General features: G+C 71.0%; 14 protein-coding genes. 7 read left to right on the top strand and 7 right to left on the bottom strand.

Features of this window, described 5'->3' with window-relative positions; all coding sequences use genetic code 11:
* Positions 1–104: 104 nt before the first annotated feature.
* Complete coding sequence (locus N4G66_RS00790) at positions 105–584, bottom strand: GNAT family N-acetyltransferase (RefSeq protein WP_261701902.1); 480 nt, start codon at positions 582–584, stop codon at positions 105–107.
* Between the two features lie 121 nt (positions 585–705).
* Here N4G66_RS00790 and N4G66_RS00785 point away from each other — a divergent pair, with 121 nt between their 5' ends.
* Complete coding sequence (locus N4G66_RS00785; protein ID WP_261701901.1) at positions 706–1359, top strand: rhomboid-like protein; 654 nt, start codon at positions 706–708, stop codon at positions 1357–1359.
* A gap of 9 nt (positions 1360–1368) precedes the next feature.
* Positions 1369–2775 carry an NAD(P)/FAD-dependent oxidoreductase gene (locus tag N4G66_RS00780; protein WP_261701900.1) on the top strand — a complete coding sequence of 469 codons (1407 nt, stop codon included), beginning with the start codon at positions 1369–1371 and terminating at the stop codon, positions 2773–2775.
* Between the two features lie 95 nt (positions 2776–2870).
* On the opposite strand, the gene N4G66_RS00775 is transcribed toward N4G66_RS00780, so the two are convergent.
* From N4G66_RS00775 to N4G66_RS00765, 3 genes are all read right to left on the bottom strand, one after another.
* Positions 2871–4370 carry an MFS transporter gene (locus N4G66_RS00775; protein ID WP_261701899.1) on the bottom strand — a complete coding sequence of 500 codons (1500 nt, stop codon included), beginning with the start codon at positions 4368–4370 and terminating at the stop codon, positions 2871–2873.
* Positions 4371–4450: 80 nt separating this feature from the next.
* Entirely contained in the window at positions 4451–5431 is a 981-nt protein-coding gene (locus N4G66_RS00770; RefSeq protein WP_261701898.1) for a zinc-binding dehydrogenase, read from the bottom strand.
* Positions 5432–5554: 123 nt separating this feature from the next.
* Positions 5555–6721, bottom strand: a complete 1167-nt coding sequence (locus N4G66_RS00765; protein WP_261701897.1) for an NAD(P)-binding protein — start codon at positions 6719–6721, stop codon at positions 5555–5557.
* A gap of 137 nt (positions 6722–6858) precedes the next feature.
* Here N4G66_RS00765 and N4G66_RS00760 point away from each other — a divergent pair, with 137 nt between their 5' ends.
* The gene (locus N4G66_RS00760) at positions 6859–7581 is read left to right on the top strand and encodes a pentapeptide repeat-containing protein (RefSeq protein WP_261701896.1); all 723 of its coding nucleotides are present in this window, start codon (positions 6859–6861) and stop codon (positions 7579–7581) included.
* A gap of 82 nt (positions 7582–7663) precedes the next feature.
* Here the strand turns inward: N4G66_RS00760 and N4G66_RS00755 are convergent, their stop codons facing one another.
* Complete coding sequence (locus N4G66_RS00755) at positions 7664–8164, bottom strand: hypothetical protein (protein ID WP_261701895.1); 501 nt, start codon at positions 8162–8164, stop codon at positions 7664–7666.
* Positions 8165–8488: 324 nt separating this feature from the next.
* Here N4G66_RS00755 and N4G66_RS00750 point away from each other — a divergent pair, with 324 nt between their 5' ends.
* Positions 8489–9898, top strand: coding sequence for a M1 family metallopeptidase (locus tag N4G66_RS00750; RefSeq protein WP_261701894.1), 1410 nt, complete (start codon positions 8489–8491; stop codon positions 9896–9898).
* A 160-nt stretch (positions 9899–10058) separates the two neighbouring features.
* Here N4G66_RS00750 and N4G66_RS00745 read toward each other — a convergent pair whose 3' ends face one another.
* Complete coding sequence (locus N4G66_RS00745; protein ID WP_261701893.1) at positions 10059–10634, bottom strand: TerD family protein; 576 nt, start codon at positions 10632–10634, stop codon at positions 10059–10061.
* Positions 10635–10845: 211 nt separating this feature from the next.
* Here N4G66_RS00745 and arfB point away from each other — a divergent pair, with 211 nt between their 5' ends.
* Complete coding sequence (arfB, locus tag N4G66_RS00740; RefSeq protein WP_261701892.1) at positions 10846–11274, top strand: alternative ribosome rescue aminoacyl-tRNA hydrolase ArfB; 429 nt, start codon at positions 10846–10848, stop codon at positions 11272–11274.
* 153 nt (positions 11275–11427) lie between these two features.
* Complete coding sequence (locus N4G66_RS00735) at positions 11428–12378, top strand: sigma-70 family RNA polymerase sigma factor (protein ID WP_261701891.1); 951 nt, start codon at positions 11428–11430, stop codon at positions 12376–12378.
* A gap of 26 nt (positions 12379–12404) precedes the next feature.
* Here the strand turns inward: N4G66_RS00735 and N4G66_RS00730 are convergent, their stop codons facing one another.
* On the bottom strand, positions 12405–12887 hold the full coding sequence (locus N4G66_RS00730; RefSeq protein ID WP_261702141.1) for a flavin reductase family protein: 483 nt from the start codon (positions 12885–12887) through the stop codon (positions 12405–12407).
* Positions 12888–13451: 564 nt separating this feature from the next.
* Between N4G66_RS00730 and cdgB the strand changes: the two genes are divergently transcribed.
* Positions 13452–15176: a diguanylate cyclase CdgB gene (gene cdgB / locus N4G66_RS00725; RefSeq protein ID WP_261701890.1), complete on the top strand. Its 1725-nt coding sequence runs from the start codon at positions 13452–13454 to the stop codon at positions 15174–15176.
* The last annotated feature ends 40 nt before the right edge of the window (positions 15177–15216 follow it).

Raw genomic sequence — 15216 nt, 5'->3', positions numbered from 1 at the left:
GGCCGTTACGAACACTCTGTCGATTTGGCCAATTTCATATCCTCGTGTCGTGTACGTGACGGGTCGACAGGTTGCCCGCACCGGATCCCGGGAATCACCGGGCCTCAGCCGCGCTTTCCGAGGGACTCCAGCGCCTCGTCCGTGAGCCGGTACACCGTCCACTCGTCCTGCGGGCGCGCCCCCAGCGACTCGTAGAAGTCGATCGAGGGCCGGTTCCAGTTCAGGACGGACCATTCCAGACGCTGGTAGCCGCGCTCCCGGCAGATCCGCGCGAGCTCGGTGAGCAGCGCCTTGCCGTGACCGGCGCCGCGCGCCGTCGGGCGTACGTACAGGTCCTCCAGGTAGATGCCGTGGACGCCGCGCCAGGTCGAGAAGTTCAGGAACCACAGCGAGAAGCCGACCGGCTCACCGGTGACGTCGTCCTCCGCGATGTGCGCGTACGCGGCCGGATTCTTTCCGAACAGCGCCTCGCGCAGCTGCTCCGGTGTTGCCCGCGCCTCCTCCAGGGCTTTCTCGTACTCGGCGAGTTCACGGACCAGGGCATGGATGACGGGTATGTCGTCGGGGGTCGCGATACGGATCATGGGTCGAGACTAGGACAGGTCCTGGTTTTGGAGGGCTCCGCCGGAAGTCTCCCGCGACGCGTTCGGCTCGTCCGGAATGTCGATCACCTGAGGGACACTGCCGGCATGGGTGAATCGGACCATGCGCATTGACCGGGTCCTCCACAGGGTGTGGATGTACGTGCGCGGTGCGCCGGGCACGTACATCTGGCTGACCATTCTTTTCATCACGACAGTCGCCATGCACCACATGTCTCCGGATTTCGAAGAGGACTTCCTGCGGCAGCGCTCGACGAACATCCATGAGCTGTCGAACAACCCGGTGCGCGTGTTGTTCGCCAGCGCGATGTGGATCGACGGCGGCCACTGGGTGCCGTACGCCGTGCTCTACACCGTCTTCCAGGCGCCGGCCGAACGCTGGCTGGGAACCGCGCGCTGGCTCGCGGTCAACGCGGCAGCGCACGTGCTGTCGACGCTGGTCAGCGAGGGTGCGCTGCTCTGGGCGATCAAGCACGGCGTGGCACCGCACTCCGCGGTCGACACCCTCGACGTCGGGGTGAGCTACGCCCTGGCGGGGGTGGTCGGCGTGCTTACCTACCGGATCGCGACGCCCTGGCGGTACCCGTATCTGGTGATCGTTCTGGCGGTGTACGGGATTCCCTTCATGACCGCGCGCACCCTCACCGATCTCGGGCATTTCACCTCCGTGCTGATCGGTCTGGCCTGTTATCCGCTGACCAGAGGGCGCGGAAAGGCATGGAATCCGAAGGAGACAGTGCACGCTCTGCGGGGTTAGCGTCCGCTCATGAGCAGCTCGGCGAGCAAGGCAGTGAACGGCGGCATCTCCTTCTGGTACGCGGACGACGGCCTCCCCGTTCCCCGGGAGCCCCTGCCCGGCGACGCGTCCGCCGACGTCGTCGTGGTCGGCGGCGGCTACACGGGGCTGTGGACCGCGTACTACCTGAAGAAGGCGGCCCCCTTCCTGCGCGTCACCGTCCTGGAGCAGAAGTTCTGCGGCTACGGCGCCTCGGGCCGCAACGGCGGCTGGCTCTACAACGGCATCGCGGGCCGCGACCGGTACGCGAAGCTGCACGGCCGGGAGGCGGCCGTACGCCTCCAGCAGGCCATGAACGACACCGTGGACGAGGTCGTCCGGGTGGCGGCCGAGGAAGGCGTCGAGGCCGACATCCACCAGGGCGGCGTCCTCGAAGTGGCTTATACGCCCGCCCAGTTGGCCCGGCTCAAGGCCTTTCACGCGCACGAGCTGGCGTACGGCGAGAAGGACCGCGAGCTGTACGGCGCGAAGGAGACCGCCGAGCGGATCCGGGTCGCGGACGCGGTGGGCTCGGCCTGGACCCCGCACGGGGCCCGGCTGCACCCGGTGAAGCTGGTCAAGGGCCTCGCCGCGGCCGTCGAGGCACTCGGCGTCACCATCCACGAGCAGACGCCGGTGACCGAGATCCGCCCGCAGCACGCCGTGACGCCGTACGGCACCGTCCGCGCCCCCTACATCCTGCGCTGCACCGAGGGCTTCACCGCGAACCTCAAGGGCCAGAAGCGCACCTGGCTGCCCATGAACTCCTCCATGATCGCGACGGAGCCGCTGACCGCCGAGCAGTGGGCGGAGATCGGCTGGGAGGGCCGCGAGACGCTCGGCGACATGGCGCACGCGTACATGTACGCCCAGCGCACCGCCGACGACCGCATCGCGCTCGGCGGCCGCGGTGTCCCGTACCGCTTCGGCTCGCGCACCGACAACGACGGCCGCACCCAGCAGGCGACCGTCGACGCCCTGTACGAGATCCTCGTCCGCTTCTTCCCGTCGCTGACCGGCGTCCGGGTGGCCCACGCATGGTCGGGCGTCCTCGGCGTCCCGCGCGACTGGTGCGCCACGGTCACCCTGGACCGCTCGACGGGCCTCGGCTGGGCCGGCGGCTACGTCGGCTCCGGCGTCGCCACCACCAACCTCGCCGCCCGCACCCTGCGCGACCTCGTGCGGCAGGACTCCGGCCAGGCGGGCGCGACCGACCTGACCACCCTGCCCTGGGTGAACCACAGGGTCCGCAAGTGGGAACCGGAGCCCTTCCGCTGGATCGGCGTCCACGGCATGTACGCGACCTACCGCACGGCCGACCGCCGCGAACTGACCACCCGCAGCCCGGAGTCGTCCCGGCTGGCCCAGCTCGCGGACCGGGTGTCGGGGCGCCACTGACCGGCTCCGGCGACCGGGGGCGACCCGGTTCCGGCGGTCGAGGGCGACCCGGTCCCGGCGGGGGAGCCCCCCGCCGGGTGCCGGAGCCGCAGTCGTCAGCCCACGGACTCCGGGACCGCCGCGCCCGACGCGGCGTGCTTCGGGGCCTTGGCCGTGACCATGAGCCCCGCGACCAGGCCGGCCAGCAGCAGGATGCCGGTGGCCCACCAGATGGCCACGGTGTAGCCGTGGACGACGCCCTCCCGGACGATCAGCGCCTTCTGGGCGGGGTTGTGGAGATGGGCGGCGATGTACGCCGTGCTGGTGGTGGTGGCGATGGTGTTCAGCAGAGCCGTGCCGATCGAACCGCCCACCTGCTGCGAGGTGTTGACCGTCGCGGAGGTCACGCCCGCGTCCTGCGGGGCGACCCCGGCGGTGGCGGTGGCGAAGACCGGCATGAAGGTCAGGCCCATGCCGAGCCCCATCAGGAGCAGACCGGGCAGCAGTTGGCCCGCGTAGTCCGAGTCGACGGTGAGCTGCGTGAAGATCAGCATGCCGCCGGCGGCGAGGATCGTGCCCGGGACCATGAGCATGCGCGGCGCCACGTGGGGCAGCAGCCGCGCCGAGATCTGTGTCGAACCGATGATGATCGCGACGGTCAGCGGCAGGAACGCGAGACCGGTCTTCACCGGCGAGTACCCGAGGATGACCTGGAGGTAGTAGGTCATGAACAGGAACATGCCGAACAGGGCGATGACGGCGAGCCCCATCGTCAGGAAGCAGCCGGCGCGGTTGCGGTCTTTGACGATGTGCAGCGGCAGGAGCGGGCTCGGCGCCCTGTTCTGCCACCACACGAATGCGATCAGCAGCGCCACTCCGCCCGCGATGAGGCCCAGCACCAGCGGGTCCGTCCAGCCGCGCGAATTCGCCTCGCTGACCCCGTAGACGATCGCCACCAGTCCGCCGCAGCCCAGCACCGCGCCGGGCACGTCCAGGTGGACGTTCTTGTGGCCCGGCCGGTCGCGCAGCAGTCCGAACGCGCCGATGACCGTGATGACCGCGATGGGGATGTTGACGTACAGGCACCAGCGCCAGTTCAGGTATTCCGTCAGCAGGCCGCCCACGATGAAGCCGATCGCCGCACCCGAGCCCGCCAGCGCTCCGTAGACACCGAAGGCCTTACCGCGTTCCTTCGGATCGGTGAAGGTCGTGGTCAGCAGGGACAGCGCGGAGGGCGCGAGCAGGGCGGCGAAGGCACCCTGGAGGGCGCGGGCGCCGAAGAGCATCCCGGACGTGGTGGCCGCGCCGCCGATCCCGGACGCGACGGCGAAGCCGATCAGGCCGATGACGAACGTGCGTTTGCGGCCGACGAGGTCGGCGATCCGGCCGCCGAGCAGCAGCAGCCCGCCGAAGGCCAGCGTGTAGGCGGTGATGACCCACTGCCGGTTGCCGTCGGACATGCCGAGGTCGTGCTGCGCGGAAGGGAGCGCGATGTTCACGATGGTCGCGTCCAGCACGACCATCAGCTGGGCCAGCGCGATGATCACCAGCGCCCACCAGCGGTGCGCGTCGGGACCCACGGGCGCTTCTGGTTCACCTGTCCGGGTGACACTCATTCGCTCAGAAGACCATGAAACAGGATGAGTCGCATCTTTGGACGACATGGCTTCGCGGGACGCGTTCCACGGGCTCGCGGTCATGGTTCCAGCACCACCTTTCCGATCGTCGCCCTGTCCTCCAGGGCCCGGTGTGCCGAGGCCGCCTCGGCGAGGGGGAAGCGGGTGACGGCCGGGACGAGGCGCCCGGCCGCGGCCTCGGCCAGGGCCCGCAGTTCCAGGGTTCGTACGGGGTCGGGGCCGCCGGCCTTCCGCATCATCACGGGGCCGAGCACCTGCTCGGACACCCCTTCCACGAGGTACGGGGAGCCGCCGCGGATGCCCTCGCCGGACCAGCCGAAGACGATGTGCCGGCCCCCGGGGCCGAGCAGTCCGACCGCGTCCCGGGCGATATCACCGCCGACGCCGTCGAGCACGACGGTCGCCGCCCGGCCGCCGAGGTGTGCGCGGACCTTCTCCGGCCAGCCGGGGTCCGTGTAGTCGACGGCCGGATCGGCCCCGTTCGCGCGGGCCCGCGCCACCTTCTCCGGGCCGCCCGCGAGGCCGACCACGGTCGCGCCCGCGTGGTGCGCGTACTGCACGAGGAGCGTGCCGATGCCGCCCGCTGCCGCGGGCACGACGACCACGGAGGAGGGGCCGAACTCGGCGAACTGCACGATCCCCATGGCCGTACGGCCCGTTCCGATCATCGCGACGGCCTGCGCGAAGTCGAGGTTCCCGGGGATGTCGTGGAGGCGCTCGACGTCCGTGACGGCCAGTTCGGCGTAGCCCCCGGGGGCGAAGCCGAGGTGGGCGACGACGCGTCTGCCGAGCCAGAGTCCGGCAACACCCTCGCCGAGGGACTCGACGGTTCCGGCGACCTCGCGGCCGGGGACGGTCGGCAGGGTGGGCTCGGGGGCCGGGCCGCCCCGCATGCCCTCGCGCAGTGCGGTGTCCAGGAGATGGACGCCGGCGGCGGCCACGGCGATACGGACCTGGCCGGGCCCCGGCTCGGGGTCCTCGGTCCGCTCGTGGACGAGATTCTCGGCGGGACCGAAGGCGTGCAGACGGATCGCGTACATCAGGGCTCCTCAAAATCTACGAGGCCTGCGAGGTCCATGAGGCTTGCGAGGCCTCAGGTCCCTCAGGTCCCTCAGGCCCGGGAGGGCGCCTCGCGAGGTCGGTGGAGTAACCACTTTTCAACCTCAAGCTCGCTTGAGGTCAAGGCGCTCCCGGATGCGCAGGGCCAGCGCCACGGCCTCCATCGCACTGTTGAAGGACACCTCCGAGAGCACGCCGGGGGCGGCGACCTGGTCGCCCACGAGGTAGACGCCGTCACCGCGGTCGATGCGCGGACGGTCCCGCCAGCTGGTGCCGGGCAGGTCGACCGCGCCCGTGCGGCCGTTCGAGACGCTCGCGCGCCGCCAGGTGACCCGCTCGCGCCAGCCCTCGAAGGCGAGGTCGAGCAACTGCTCGGCGCGGGCGACGCCGTGTGCCCCGGTCTCGCCCGGGGCGATCGGGATCTGCCCCTGGAGGAGCTGCTCCCCGGCCGGGGCGAGCGTGCGGTCCCGGGCGGTGAACCGCTCGATCCAGCCCGGCGCGTCCAGGTCGGAGACGGCGAACGCGTCGCCTCGGCGGCTCCGCAGCGCCAGGTCCACGAGGGCGGTACGGCCGCTCGTCCAGGTCAGCGACGCGTCCTTGAGGAGGCGCCGGGCGGCGTCGAGCGAGGTGGCGACGATGACCGGACCCCGGTCCGCGGGGACGGCGTCCACCTGGGCCAGCGTCTCCATCCGTACGCCGAGGTTCCAGGCCCGCCCCGCCATCCGGTCGATGACGTTCGCCCAGCCGCCCCGGGGGCAGTTCGCCTCCGTCGGCAGTTTCATGGCCCGGCGCAGCCGCTCCTGGACGAACGCCGCGGACAGCGAACCGGGGTCGTGATGGAAGAGGGCGACGGCGGAGTAGTGCGCGGCGGCCCGCGCGCCCTCCGCGCCGGCCTGCCCGGTCGCCCAGGTCATGAAGTCGGCGTCCGCGGGAGCCTGCTGGCAGGAGCGGCGCAGCAGCTTGAGCATCGCGAAGGGCGGGGTGCGGCGCAGCGCGCCCTTGTGGCGCAGCCGCAGCCGGGCGGCCTCCAGGGGCGGGATCGGGGCGAGCGCCCCGATCAGGTCGCGCTGCTTGAGCCAGGTCCAGTGCGGCCCGGCGCTGTAGAGGGCGTGCGGTCCCTCGTTCGTCCGGTACGGGCCCTCGGCGGTCCGGGCCCGCCCGCCGAGGGTGTGGTGCGCTTCGTAAACGGTGACCTCGGCACCCGCCTCGGCGGCGGTGATGGCGGCGGTGAGTCCGGCGAAGCCGCCGCCGATGACGGTGATGCGATGCATGGCTGGAGCTCTCCTCTGCTCGGGGTCCTGTGCTTCGGGGCCTGCGTCTATGACGGGTCGAGGACCCCGGAATGTGACATGCGGGGAGTTCTCGCAGGTAGGCGCCGATTGTCAGTGGGGGCGGGCAGGATGGGCGCATGGCGAGGAGAGTGGCGGGCGGGCGCGGCGGTACGGGTGCGAAGGCGCCGGGGACGGGCCTGAAGGCGGCACGGCGGCCGGAGGTGCGGCTGCCGGTGCTGGAGCCGTACGACGGCGCGGAGCTGGAGCCGGACGGTGACTACGACGGGCTGGAGTTCCGGGACGCGGACTTCGCCGGGCAGGACGGCGGGGGAGCCCGCTTCATGGACTGCGCGCTGACGGGCTGCGCGCTGGACGAGACGCGGCTGCACCACGCGCGCGTGCTGGACTCCGTCCTGACGGGCATACGGGGTGTGGGCACCGATCTCGCCGAGTCGACGCTGCGTGACGTCGAGGTGATCGACGCCCGCCTCGGCGGAGTGCAGCTGCACGGCTCCGTCCTGGAGCGGGTGGTCGTGCGCGGCGGGAAGATCGACTATCTGAATCTGCGCAAGGCGAGGCTGAAGGACGTCGTCTTCGAGAGCTGTGTCCTGGTCGAGCCCGACTTCGGGGGCGCCCGCCTGGAGCGGGTGGAGTTCGTGGACTGCGTCCTGAAGGGGGCGGACCTCACCGAGGCCACCCTCGTGGACGTGGACCTGCGCGCGGCGGCGGAGCTGGACATCGCGCGGGGCGTGGACCGGCTCGCGGGCGCGGTCATCAGCCCGGCCCAGCTCCTGGACCTGGCGCCGGTGCTGGCGGCGGCGCTGGGGGTACGGGTGGACGGGGGCGCGGAGGAGGTCTGAGACCTTCCTCGGCAGTCCCCGGGATTCCCCGGAAGCTCCGGGGAACGTCGGCGTGGGCTAGAAGGCCGGGTTCGGACGGGGACTAGGAGACGCGGGGGAAGCGGGCCTGCAGAGTCCAGATCGCCGGGTTCTCGGCGAGGTCGTCGTGCAGGTCCGTGAGGTCCGCGAGCAGGTCGTGCAGGAAGTCACGGGCCTCGCGGCGGAGCTCGGTGTGGGAGAAGGTCAGCGGCTCCTCGTCGCGATGCATCCAGTCGGCCTCGACGTCCACCCAGCCGAAGCGGCGCTCGAAGAGCATGCGGTCGGTCGACTCGGTGAAGTCCAGTTCCGCCTGCTGGGGGCGGGAGGCCCGGCTGCCGAGCGGGTCGCGGTCGAGCTGCTCCACGATGTCGCACAGCGCCCACGCGAAGTCGAGCACCGGCACCCATCCCCAGCCCGTGGACACCTCCCGGTCCGTCTTGGTGTCGGCGAGGTAGACGTCGCCGCAGAACAGGTCGTGCCGCAGCGCGTGGACGTCCGCGCGACGGTAGTCGGTCTGCGGGGGGTCGGGGAAGCGGTTGGAGAGGGCATAGCCGATGTCGAGCACGTAGGTGATGGTGTCACGCCGGGCGTACCGCTCCCCGCCCGTCGGTTTCCGGCCGCCGTCGGGTAGCGGGCCCGGGGGTCAGGACTGTTCTGGGGGTGGGGCCGGAGGGCTGGTTCAGCACTGTTCTTGGGGGTGGGGCCTGGGGATTCAGGGCCGTTCTGGGGCAGCGGGGCGGGGTCCGGAGCCGACCGGGGACGCGGGGTCGGGGGCGCCTGCCGAGTCGGTGGCACCCGGGCCGCGTATTCCGGTCGGCTTCGGAGGTGTGCGACCGGTGGGGGACGATTTGCCCCGCCCGCGGGGGAGAGGCGGCCTAGGATCGCGGATGTGCCCCGATCTTCCTTCACCGTCCCCTTTGCCCTGGCCCTCACGCTCGTCGCCGGCCTCACCGCCTGCGGCGGGGACGACGTGCACGGGAAGCCCGGCGCGGCCGGTGTCGGCGACCCGTACTTCCCGAAGATGGGCAACGGCGGGTACGACGTCACGCACTACGGGCTGACCCTCTCCTACGACCCCCGGGACAAGCGGCTGACGGGGACGGCCGAGATCACCGCGCGGGCCCTGACGGACCTCAGCGCCTTCCATCTCGACCTGCGGGGACTGCACGTCGTTGACGTCACCGTCGAGGGCCGCGGCGCCGGCTGGAGCCGGGCGGGCCAGGAGCTGACCGTGCGCCCGCACGACGACCTCGACAAGGGGAGGACGTTCCGTACGACGGTCCGCTACTCCGGCACCCCCGAGACGATCACCGATCCCGACACCTCGAAGGAGGGCTGGCTGCGCACGGCCGACGGCGCCCTCGCCCTCGGGGAGCCCACAGGGTCCATGGCCTGGTTCCCCGGCAACCACCACCCCTTCGACAAGGCGGCGTACGACGTCAGGATCACCGTCCCGAAGGGTTTCCAGGCCGTCTCCAACGGTGAGCTGACGAGCGAGGCGACCGCGAAGGGCCGTACGACCTACGCCTGGCACACGGCCGAACCGATGGCGAGTTATGTGGCGACGCTCGCGATCGGCAGATACGACATCACCCGCTCGACGACCGAGAAGGGGCTGCCGGTCTACGTGGCGGTGGACCCGACCCAGACGCAGGCGAGCAAGAAGGTGCTCGGGGGGATCCCGGAGATCATGGACTGGGAGGAGACCAACTTCGGCCCGTACCCCTTCTCCTCCACCGGGGCGATCGTGGACCGCCCCGACGACGCGGGCTACGCCCTGGAGACCCAGACGCGCCCCGTCTTCCCCGGCGCCCCCGACACCAAGACCCTGGTCCACGAACTGGCCCATCAGTGGTTCGGCGACTCGGTCACCCCGAAGTCCTGGCGGGACATGTGGCTCAACGAGGGGTTCGCCACCTACGCGGAGTGGTTGTGGCAGGAGGACCACGGCGGCGACACGGCCGACGAGATCTTCGACTCCCTCTACAAGGGCGACTATTACGAACCCGTCGACAGCAGCGAGATCTGGGCCTTCCCGCCCGCAGACCCGCCCGGCGCCGCGCAGATCTCCGACCCGCCCGTCTATTACCGCGGGGCGATGGTCCTGCACAAGATTCGCCAACTGGTGGGCGACGACACCTTCTACGACATCGTCCAGGGCTGGGCCGCCACCCATCGCCACGCGAACGCGGACACGGCCGACTTCACCGCGTACGTCGAGAAGGCCGCGCCGGACAAGGATTTCAGCGGGATCTGGAAGAACTGGCTGTACGGAAAGGGCAAGCCGGCCCACCCGTGAGCCGCCGGGCGTCGCGATGGGTGCAGGTGTCCGGCGTCACGGAGCACGGTCTCCGGCGTCGCGAGCGGTTCAACTGCCGGGCGTCGCGGGCGGGGTGGCCGCATGAGAGGAGCCCCCGGCCGAAGTCCGGGGGCTCCTCTCGTCGTGCGGGTGCTCAGGATCAGATGCTGACGCCGAAGTCCTGCGCGATACCCGCCAGGCCCGAGGCGTAGCCCTGGCCGACCGCGCGGAACTTCCACTCCGCGCCGTTGCGGTAGAGCTCGCCGAAGACCATGGCGGTCTCGGTGGCCGCGTCCTCGGAGAGGTCGTAGCGGGCGATCTCGGCGCCGCCGGCCTGGTTGACGATGCGGATGTAGGCGTTGCGGACCTGGCCGAAGTTCTGCGTCCGGGTCTCCGCGTCGTAGATGGAGACCGGGAAGACGATCTTCTCGACGTCGGCGGGGAGGCCCGCCAGGTTGACGTTGATCGCCTCGTCGTCGCCGGCGCCCTCGCCCGTCCGGTTGTCACCGGTGTGGACGATGGTCTGGTCCGGGGTCTGCTTGTTGTTGAAGAAGACGAAGTGGGCGTCCGAGTAGACCTTGCCCTGGGGGTTGACCGCGATGGCCGAGGCGTCGAGGTCGAACTCGGTGCCCGTGGTGGTGCGGACATCCCAGCCAAGGCCCACGGTGACGGCGGTCAGGCCCGGAGCCTCCTTGGTGAGCGAGACGTTGCCACCCTTGGACAGGCTTACAGCCATTGTTGGGAGTCCCTTCCCTCGTGACGTACGGGCTTCGTACTGGGGACGAAGCTACCGTCACCTCTATGAACGCCAAGGGGGGTACCCGAGGTTCCGCCTGTCTTTACCTTTTTTACCCAGACTCCCCTCTTCACCCCGAGAGACGCGCTTCACCCCGAGAGACGACGAAAACCGGGTGACGCGGACCGGCCGGGCACGCGACCATGAACACATGTCCGGTCCCTATGTCATCCGCGGCTCCGTCTCCCTGCCCGAGGCCGAGCTCATGTGGCGTTTCTCGCGCTCCGGCGGGCCGGGCGGGCAGCACGTCAACACCAGCGACTCGCAGGTCGAGCTCCGCTTCGACCTCGCGAGCACGGAGGCGCTGCCGCCCGTGTGGAAGGACCGCGCCCTCGCGAAGCTGGCGGGACGGCTCGTCGACGGGGTGATCAGCGTCCGCTCCTCCGAGCACCGCTCCCAGTGGCGCAACCGCGAGACGGCGGCCGTACGCCTGGCCTCCCTTCTCGCCGAGGCCACCGCGCCGCCGCCCAAGCCGCGCCGCGCCACCCGCATCCCCCGGGGCATCAACGAACGACGTCTGCGCGAGAAGAAGCAGCGCTCCGACACCAAGCGCGGCCGCACGGGACGCGACTGGGGCTAGGGCCTGTCGTTTGGATCAGGTCCTGGACCCGCGCCCCCCGGCCCGGCCACCACCTCCGCCCGGCCGCACCACCCGCTTCGGCCCGGCTGTCACATCCTCGCCGCGTGGTCCGTCACCTTCATGACGGCCCGCGACAAGGAGTGGTGACCAGCGATGAGCGGCAGTGCCCACGAGGACTTCCCGAAGGACGCGCGGACGGCGGACGGCGGGGAAGCGTACGCGCAGGACGGCGTCGAGTTCCTCGCCGCACGGTTCGAGAGCCACCGCAGCCGGCTGCGTGCCGTCGCCTACCGCATGCTCGGCTCGTTCGCCGAGGCCGACGACGCCGTGCAGGAGGCGTGGCTGAAGCTCAGCCGCGCCGACGCGAGCGGGGTCGGCAATCTCGGGGGCTGGCTGACGACCGTGGTGGGCCGGGTCTGCCTGGACATGTTGCGATCGCGCAGGACCCGGAGGGAGGAGCCGCTGGAGCCGGCGGCCGAGTGGCAGGGAGTGCGGATGCCCGATCCGGTGCTCAGCCCCCTCAGCGGGGTCGACCCGGAGCAGGAGGCGCTGATCGCCGACTCGGTCGGCCTCGCCCTGCTCGTCGTCCTGGAGACGCTGACGCCCGCCGAGCGGCTCTCCTTCGTTCTGCACGACCTGTTCGCCGTGCCGTTCGACGAGATCGCGGCCGTCCTGGGCCGGACGCCCGCGGCCTCCCGTCAGCTGGCCAGCCGGGCCCGCCGCCGGGTGCAGGGCGGCGCGCCGGTGTCGGACGCCGATCCGGTCCAGCAGCGGGAGATCGTCGAGGCGTTTCTCGCCGCGGCCCGCGAAGGCGACTTCGAGGCGCTCGTCGCCGTCCTGGACCCGGATGTCGTGGCCCGCTCGGAGCGGGGTGTGACGGCGGGTGCCGTCGCAGTGGCGTCCAACGCGAGCAGCTTCGCGCACCTGGCCCGCATCGCGCGGCCCGCCCTCGTGAACGGCGTCGCGGGTGTCGTGGTGGTCGCCGGGGGACGTCCGGCCGGTGTTCTCGCGTTCACGGTCGTACACGGCAGGATCGCCGTGATCGACATCGTCAACGACCCGGAGCGACTGGCGGTCCTCGACGTCACCGTCCTGGACCGCTGAACCGGCCCGCCCTGCTGGAGGCCGCCTCAGCCCAGTTGCCGGTAGCGGCCCTTGAAGTACGTCAGGGGGCCGCCGTCCGCGCTCGGCACGTGGGCCGTCAGGACGCGGCCGATGACGAGGGTGTGGTCGCCCGCGGGAATCCGCTGCTCGGTGCGGCACTCCAGGGTCGCCAGGGCGCCGCCCACCAGGAGCGCCCCGGACGTTCCGCCGCGGACGTACGGGATGTCCTCGAAGAGGAGCCGGTCGCTGATGCGGCCCTTCATGGAGAAGCGGCCCGCGATGTGGCGCTGGCTCTCCGAGAGCACGGAGACGCCCCACAGGGGCTGTTCGTCGAGCAGGTCGTCCATCCGGGAGCCCTCGCGCAGACTGACCAGGACGAGCGGCGGGTCCAGGGAGACGGACATGAACGCGGTCGCGGTCATGCCGACGTCCTCGCCGCCCGGTCCGTCCGGGGCCAGTGCGGGCTCGTGCGCGGTCACCAGGACCACACCCGCGGCCAGCCGGGTCATGGCGGCGCGGAACTCGTCGTTGCTCACCCCCTCAGCATGCACGGACGGGGTGACGGGAAGGGCAGGGGAAGTCGTGAGCACGCCGAAACGCTAGTCTCCGCTCCGGTGGCGGCGCATCGGACCTCGGCCCGAACCTGGACCTAGGTCCGGGGACGGAGGGGAACCGGGAACCGGGCCGGGGCGGGGTGGACGGAAGCGGAGACGGGAGGGCCGTACTCTCATGCGTACTCATTCAGTGGGCGCAAGAGTGCACAGGTTCTGCACAGTCGTCCAATAATGCATTCGGTAAACGCACACTGAAATGCAGAAACTCCACTCAATTGCTCATGTTCTGTTGTGACTTGAGTCACAGGGGCCATTTTTTGTTGACCCTGTGTACCGAGTGGGGAGCGCGCTGTGATTCAGTGGCGGGGGCGTTACGCAGGAAGCTACCAAGCAGTACGGCGTGAAGCGGTTCACGGGAGCGGTTCACGGGAAGCGCCGAGCAGTCAGCACGGAATCGGAAGAGCACCTAGTACGCCGAGAGAACCCTGGAGTTGCTGCGAGGTCTCGAGGGGAGGGCGAATGGAGACCGAGTCGGAGCCCTACGTCCGTCTTGCGACCCTGCGGCAACTGCACCAGGTGATGGCGGACATGAACACCGCCCGCAGCCTGGCCGACACGCTGCAGACCGTCGCCGACGGCGTGGTCACCGGGCTCGGCTACGAGCTGGCATGCGTCAATCTCGTACGCCCCGACGGCGACCTCGTCGTCGCCGCCCTCGCCGGGAACTCCGCCGCCGAAGCCCTCATCACCGGCCGCGTCGGCTCCCGTGCCTCCTGGGACCGGCGGCTGACCATGGGCGAGGCCTGGGGCGACCTGCGGTTCATACCGCACACCGAGGGCTGGGTCCTCGACGAGGACGACGTACCGCAGTGGTACACCGACGGTCCCGCGCCCCGCTTCGAGGACGAGTGGCACCCCTCCGACCGCCTCTTCGCGCCGATGTACACCCCGAGCGTCTCCGGCGGCGGCAACAGCGGCGGCAGTGGCCACGGCGAGCTGATCGGCGTGCTGTCCGTGGACCGGCCGCGCAACGGCCGCAGGCCGGGCGCCTGGGGCCGCGAGGCGCTCCAGATGTACGCGTTCCAGGCCGCCATCGCGATCAGCAACGCACGTCTACGCGCGAATATGCAGCGCGCCCTGGTCCGTCTGGAGCGTGAGCAGCAGGCCCTGCGCGCCAGCGAGGAGTCCTTCCGGCAGGCCTTCGAGTACGCCCCCTCCGGCATGGCGATCGCCGAGATGGGCGGCGACCAGCACGGCCGCATCCTGCGCACCAACGACGCCCTGTGCCGGCTCCTCGGCCGGCCCGCCTCCGCGATGCGCCGCTACTCCTTCTCCGACCTCGTGCACCCCGAGGACATCGGCACGCTGCTGCGGACCTCCGCCGAGGGCGGCCGGGCCGAGCTGCGGCTCGGGCGCCGCGACGGCACCTACGTCTGGGTCCACCTGCGCAACTCCGTCGTCGCGGACGCCGCCGACGGCCCCCGCTTCCTGCTCACCCACGTCGAGGACATAGAGGACCGCAAGCGCCGTGAGCTCCAGCTCGCGCACCGCGCCTCGCACGACGCCCTCACCGGCCTGCCCAACTCCGCCGAGCTGCGCTCCCGGCTCGGCGCCCGGCTCTGTCAGCGCCCGCAGTCCCTGCCGCCCGGCGCGGTCGCCTCGCTGGACGCGGCGTACGGACACGGGGACTTCGCGGAGCTGACGTCCTGCGAGTACGACGACAACGGCCACCCCGCCTACGACGGGAACGGGCACGGCTTCGACTTCCGCGCCGGCGTCGAGGCGTTCGACGCCTTCGACCACCATGTGCACACCAGTGCCCCGGAGGGTGAGACGGACGACGGCGCCAAGGGGCTCGCGGTGCTCTTCTGCGACCTCGACGGCTTCAAGTCGATCAACGACCGGTTCGGGCACAACGCGGGTGACGAGGTTCTCATCGAGGTCGCCCGCCGCCTCACCCACGGGGTCCGGGACGGCGACACGGTGGCCCGGCTCGGCGGCGACGAGTTCGTGGTGCTCGCCGACGGTCTCGGCCGGGCGGACGCCCAGGACCTCGCGGTACGCCTGCGGAACGCGATCATCCCTCCCATCAGGGTCGATGGGCGGGCCGTCCGCGTGGGCGCGAGTTTCGGCATCGGCTGGGCCCACTGCGGCATGACGGCGGACGAGGTGTTGAAATCCGCTGACGAACGGATGTACGTCGAGAAACGTTCTCGTCCCAAACAGCACAGGCGCGCGGGATAAGTGGCAGGTCAGTAGGTCGATGCGGTGAAGGCCCCCCGTT

This window comes from Streptomyces rhizosphaerihabitans (assembly GCF_025399795.1).
GTDB lineage: Bacteria > Actinomycetota > Actinomycetes > Streptomycetales > Streptomycetaceae > Streptomyces > Streptomyces rhizosphaerihabitans.
The sequence above is the reverse complement of the archived record's forward strand: the minus strand, read 5'-3'. Positions and strand labels throughout refer to the sequence as shown.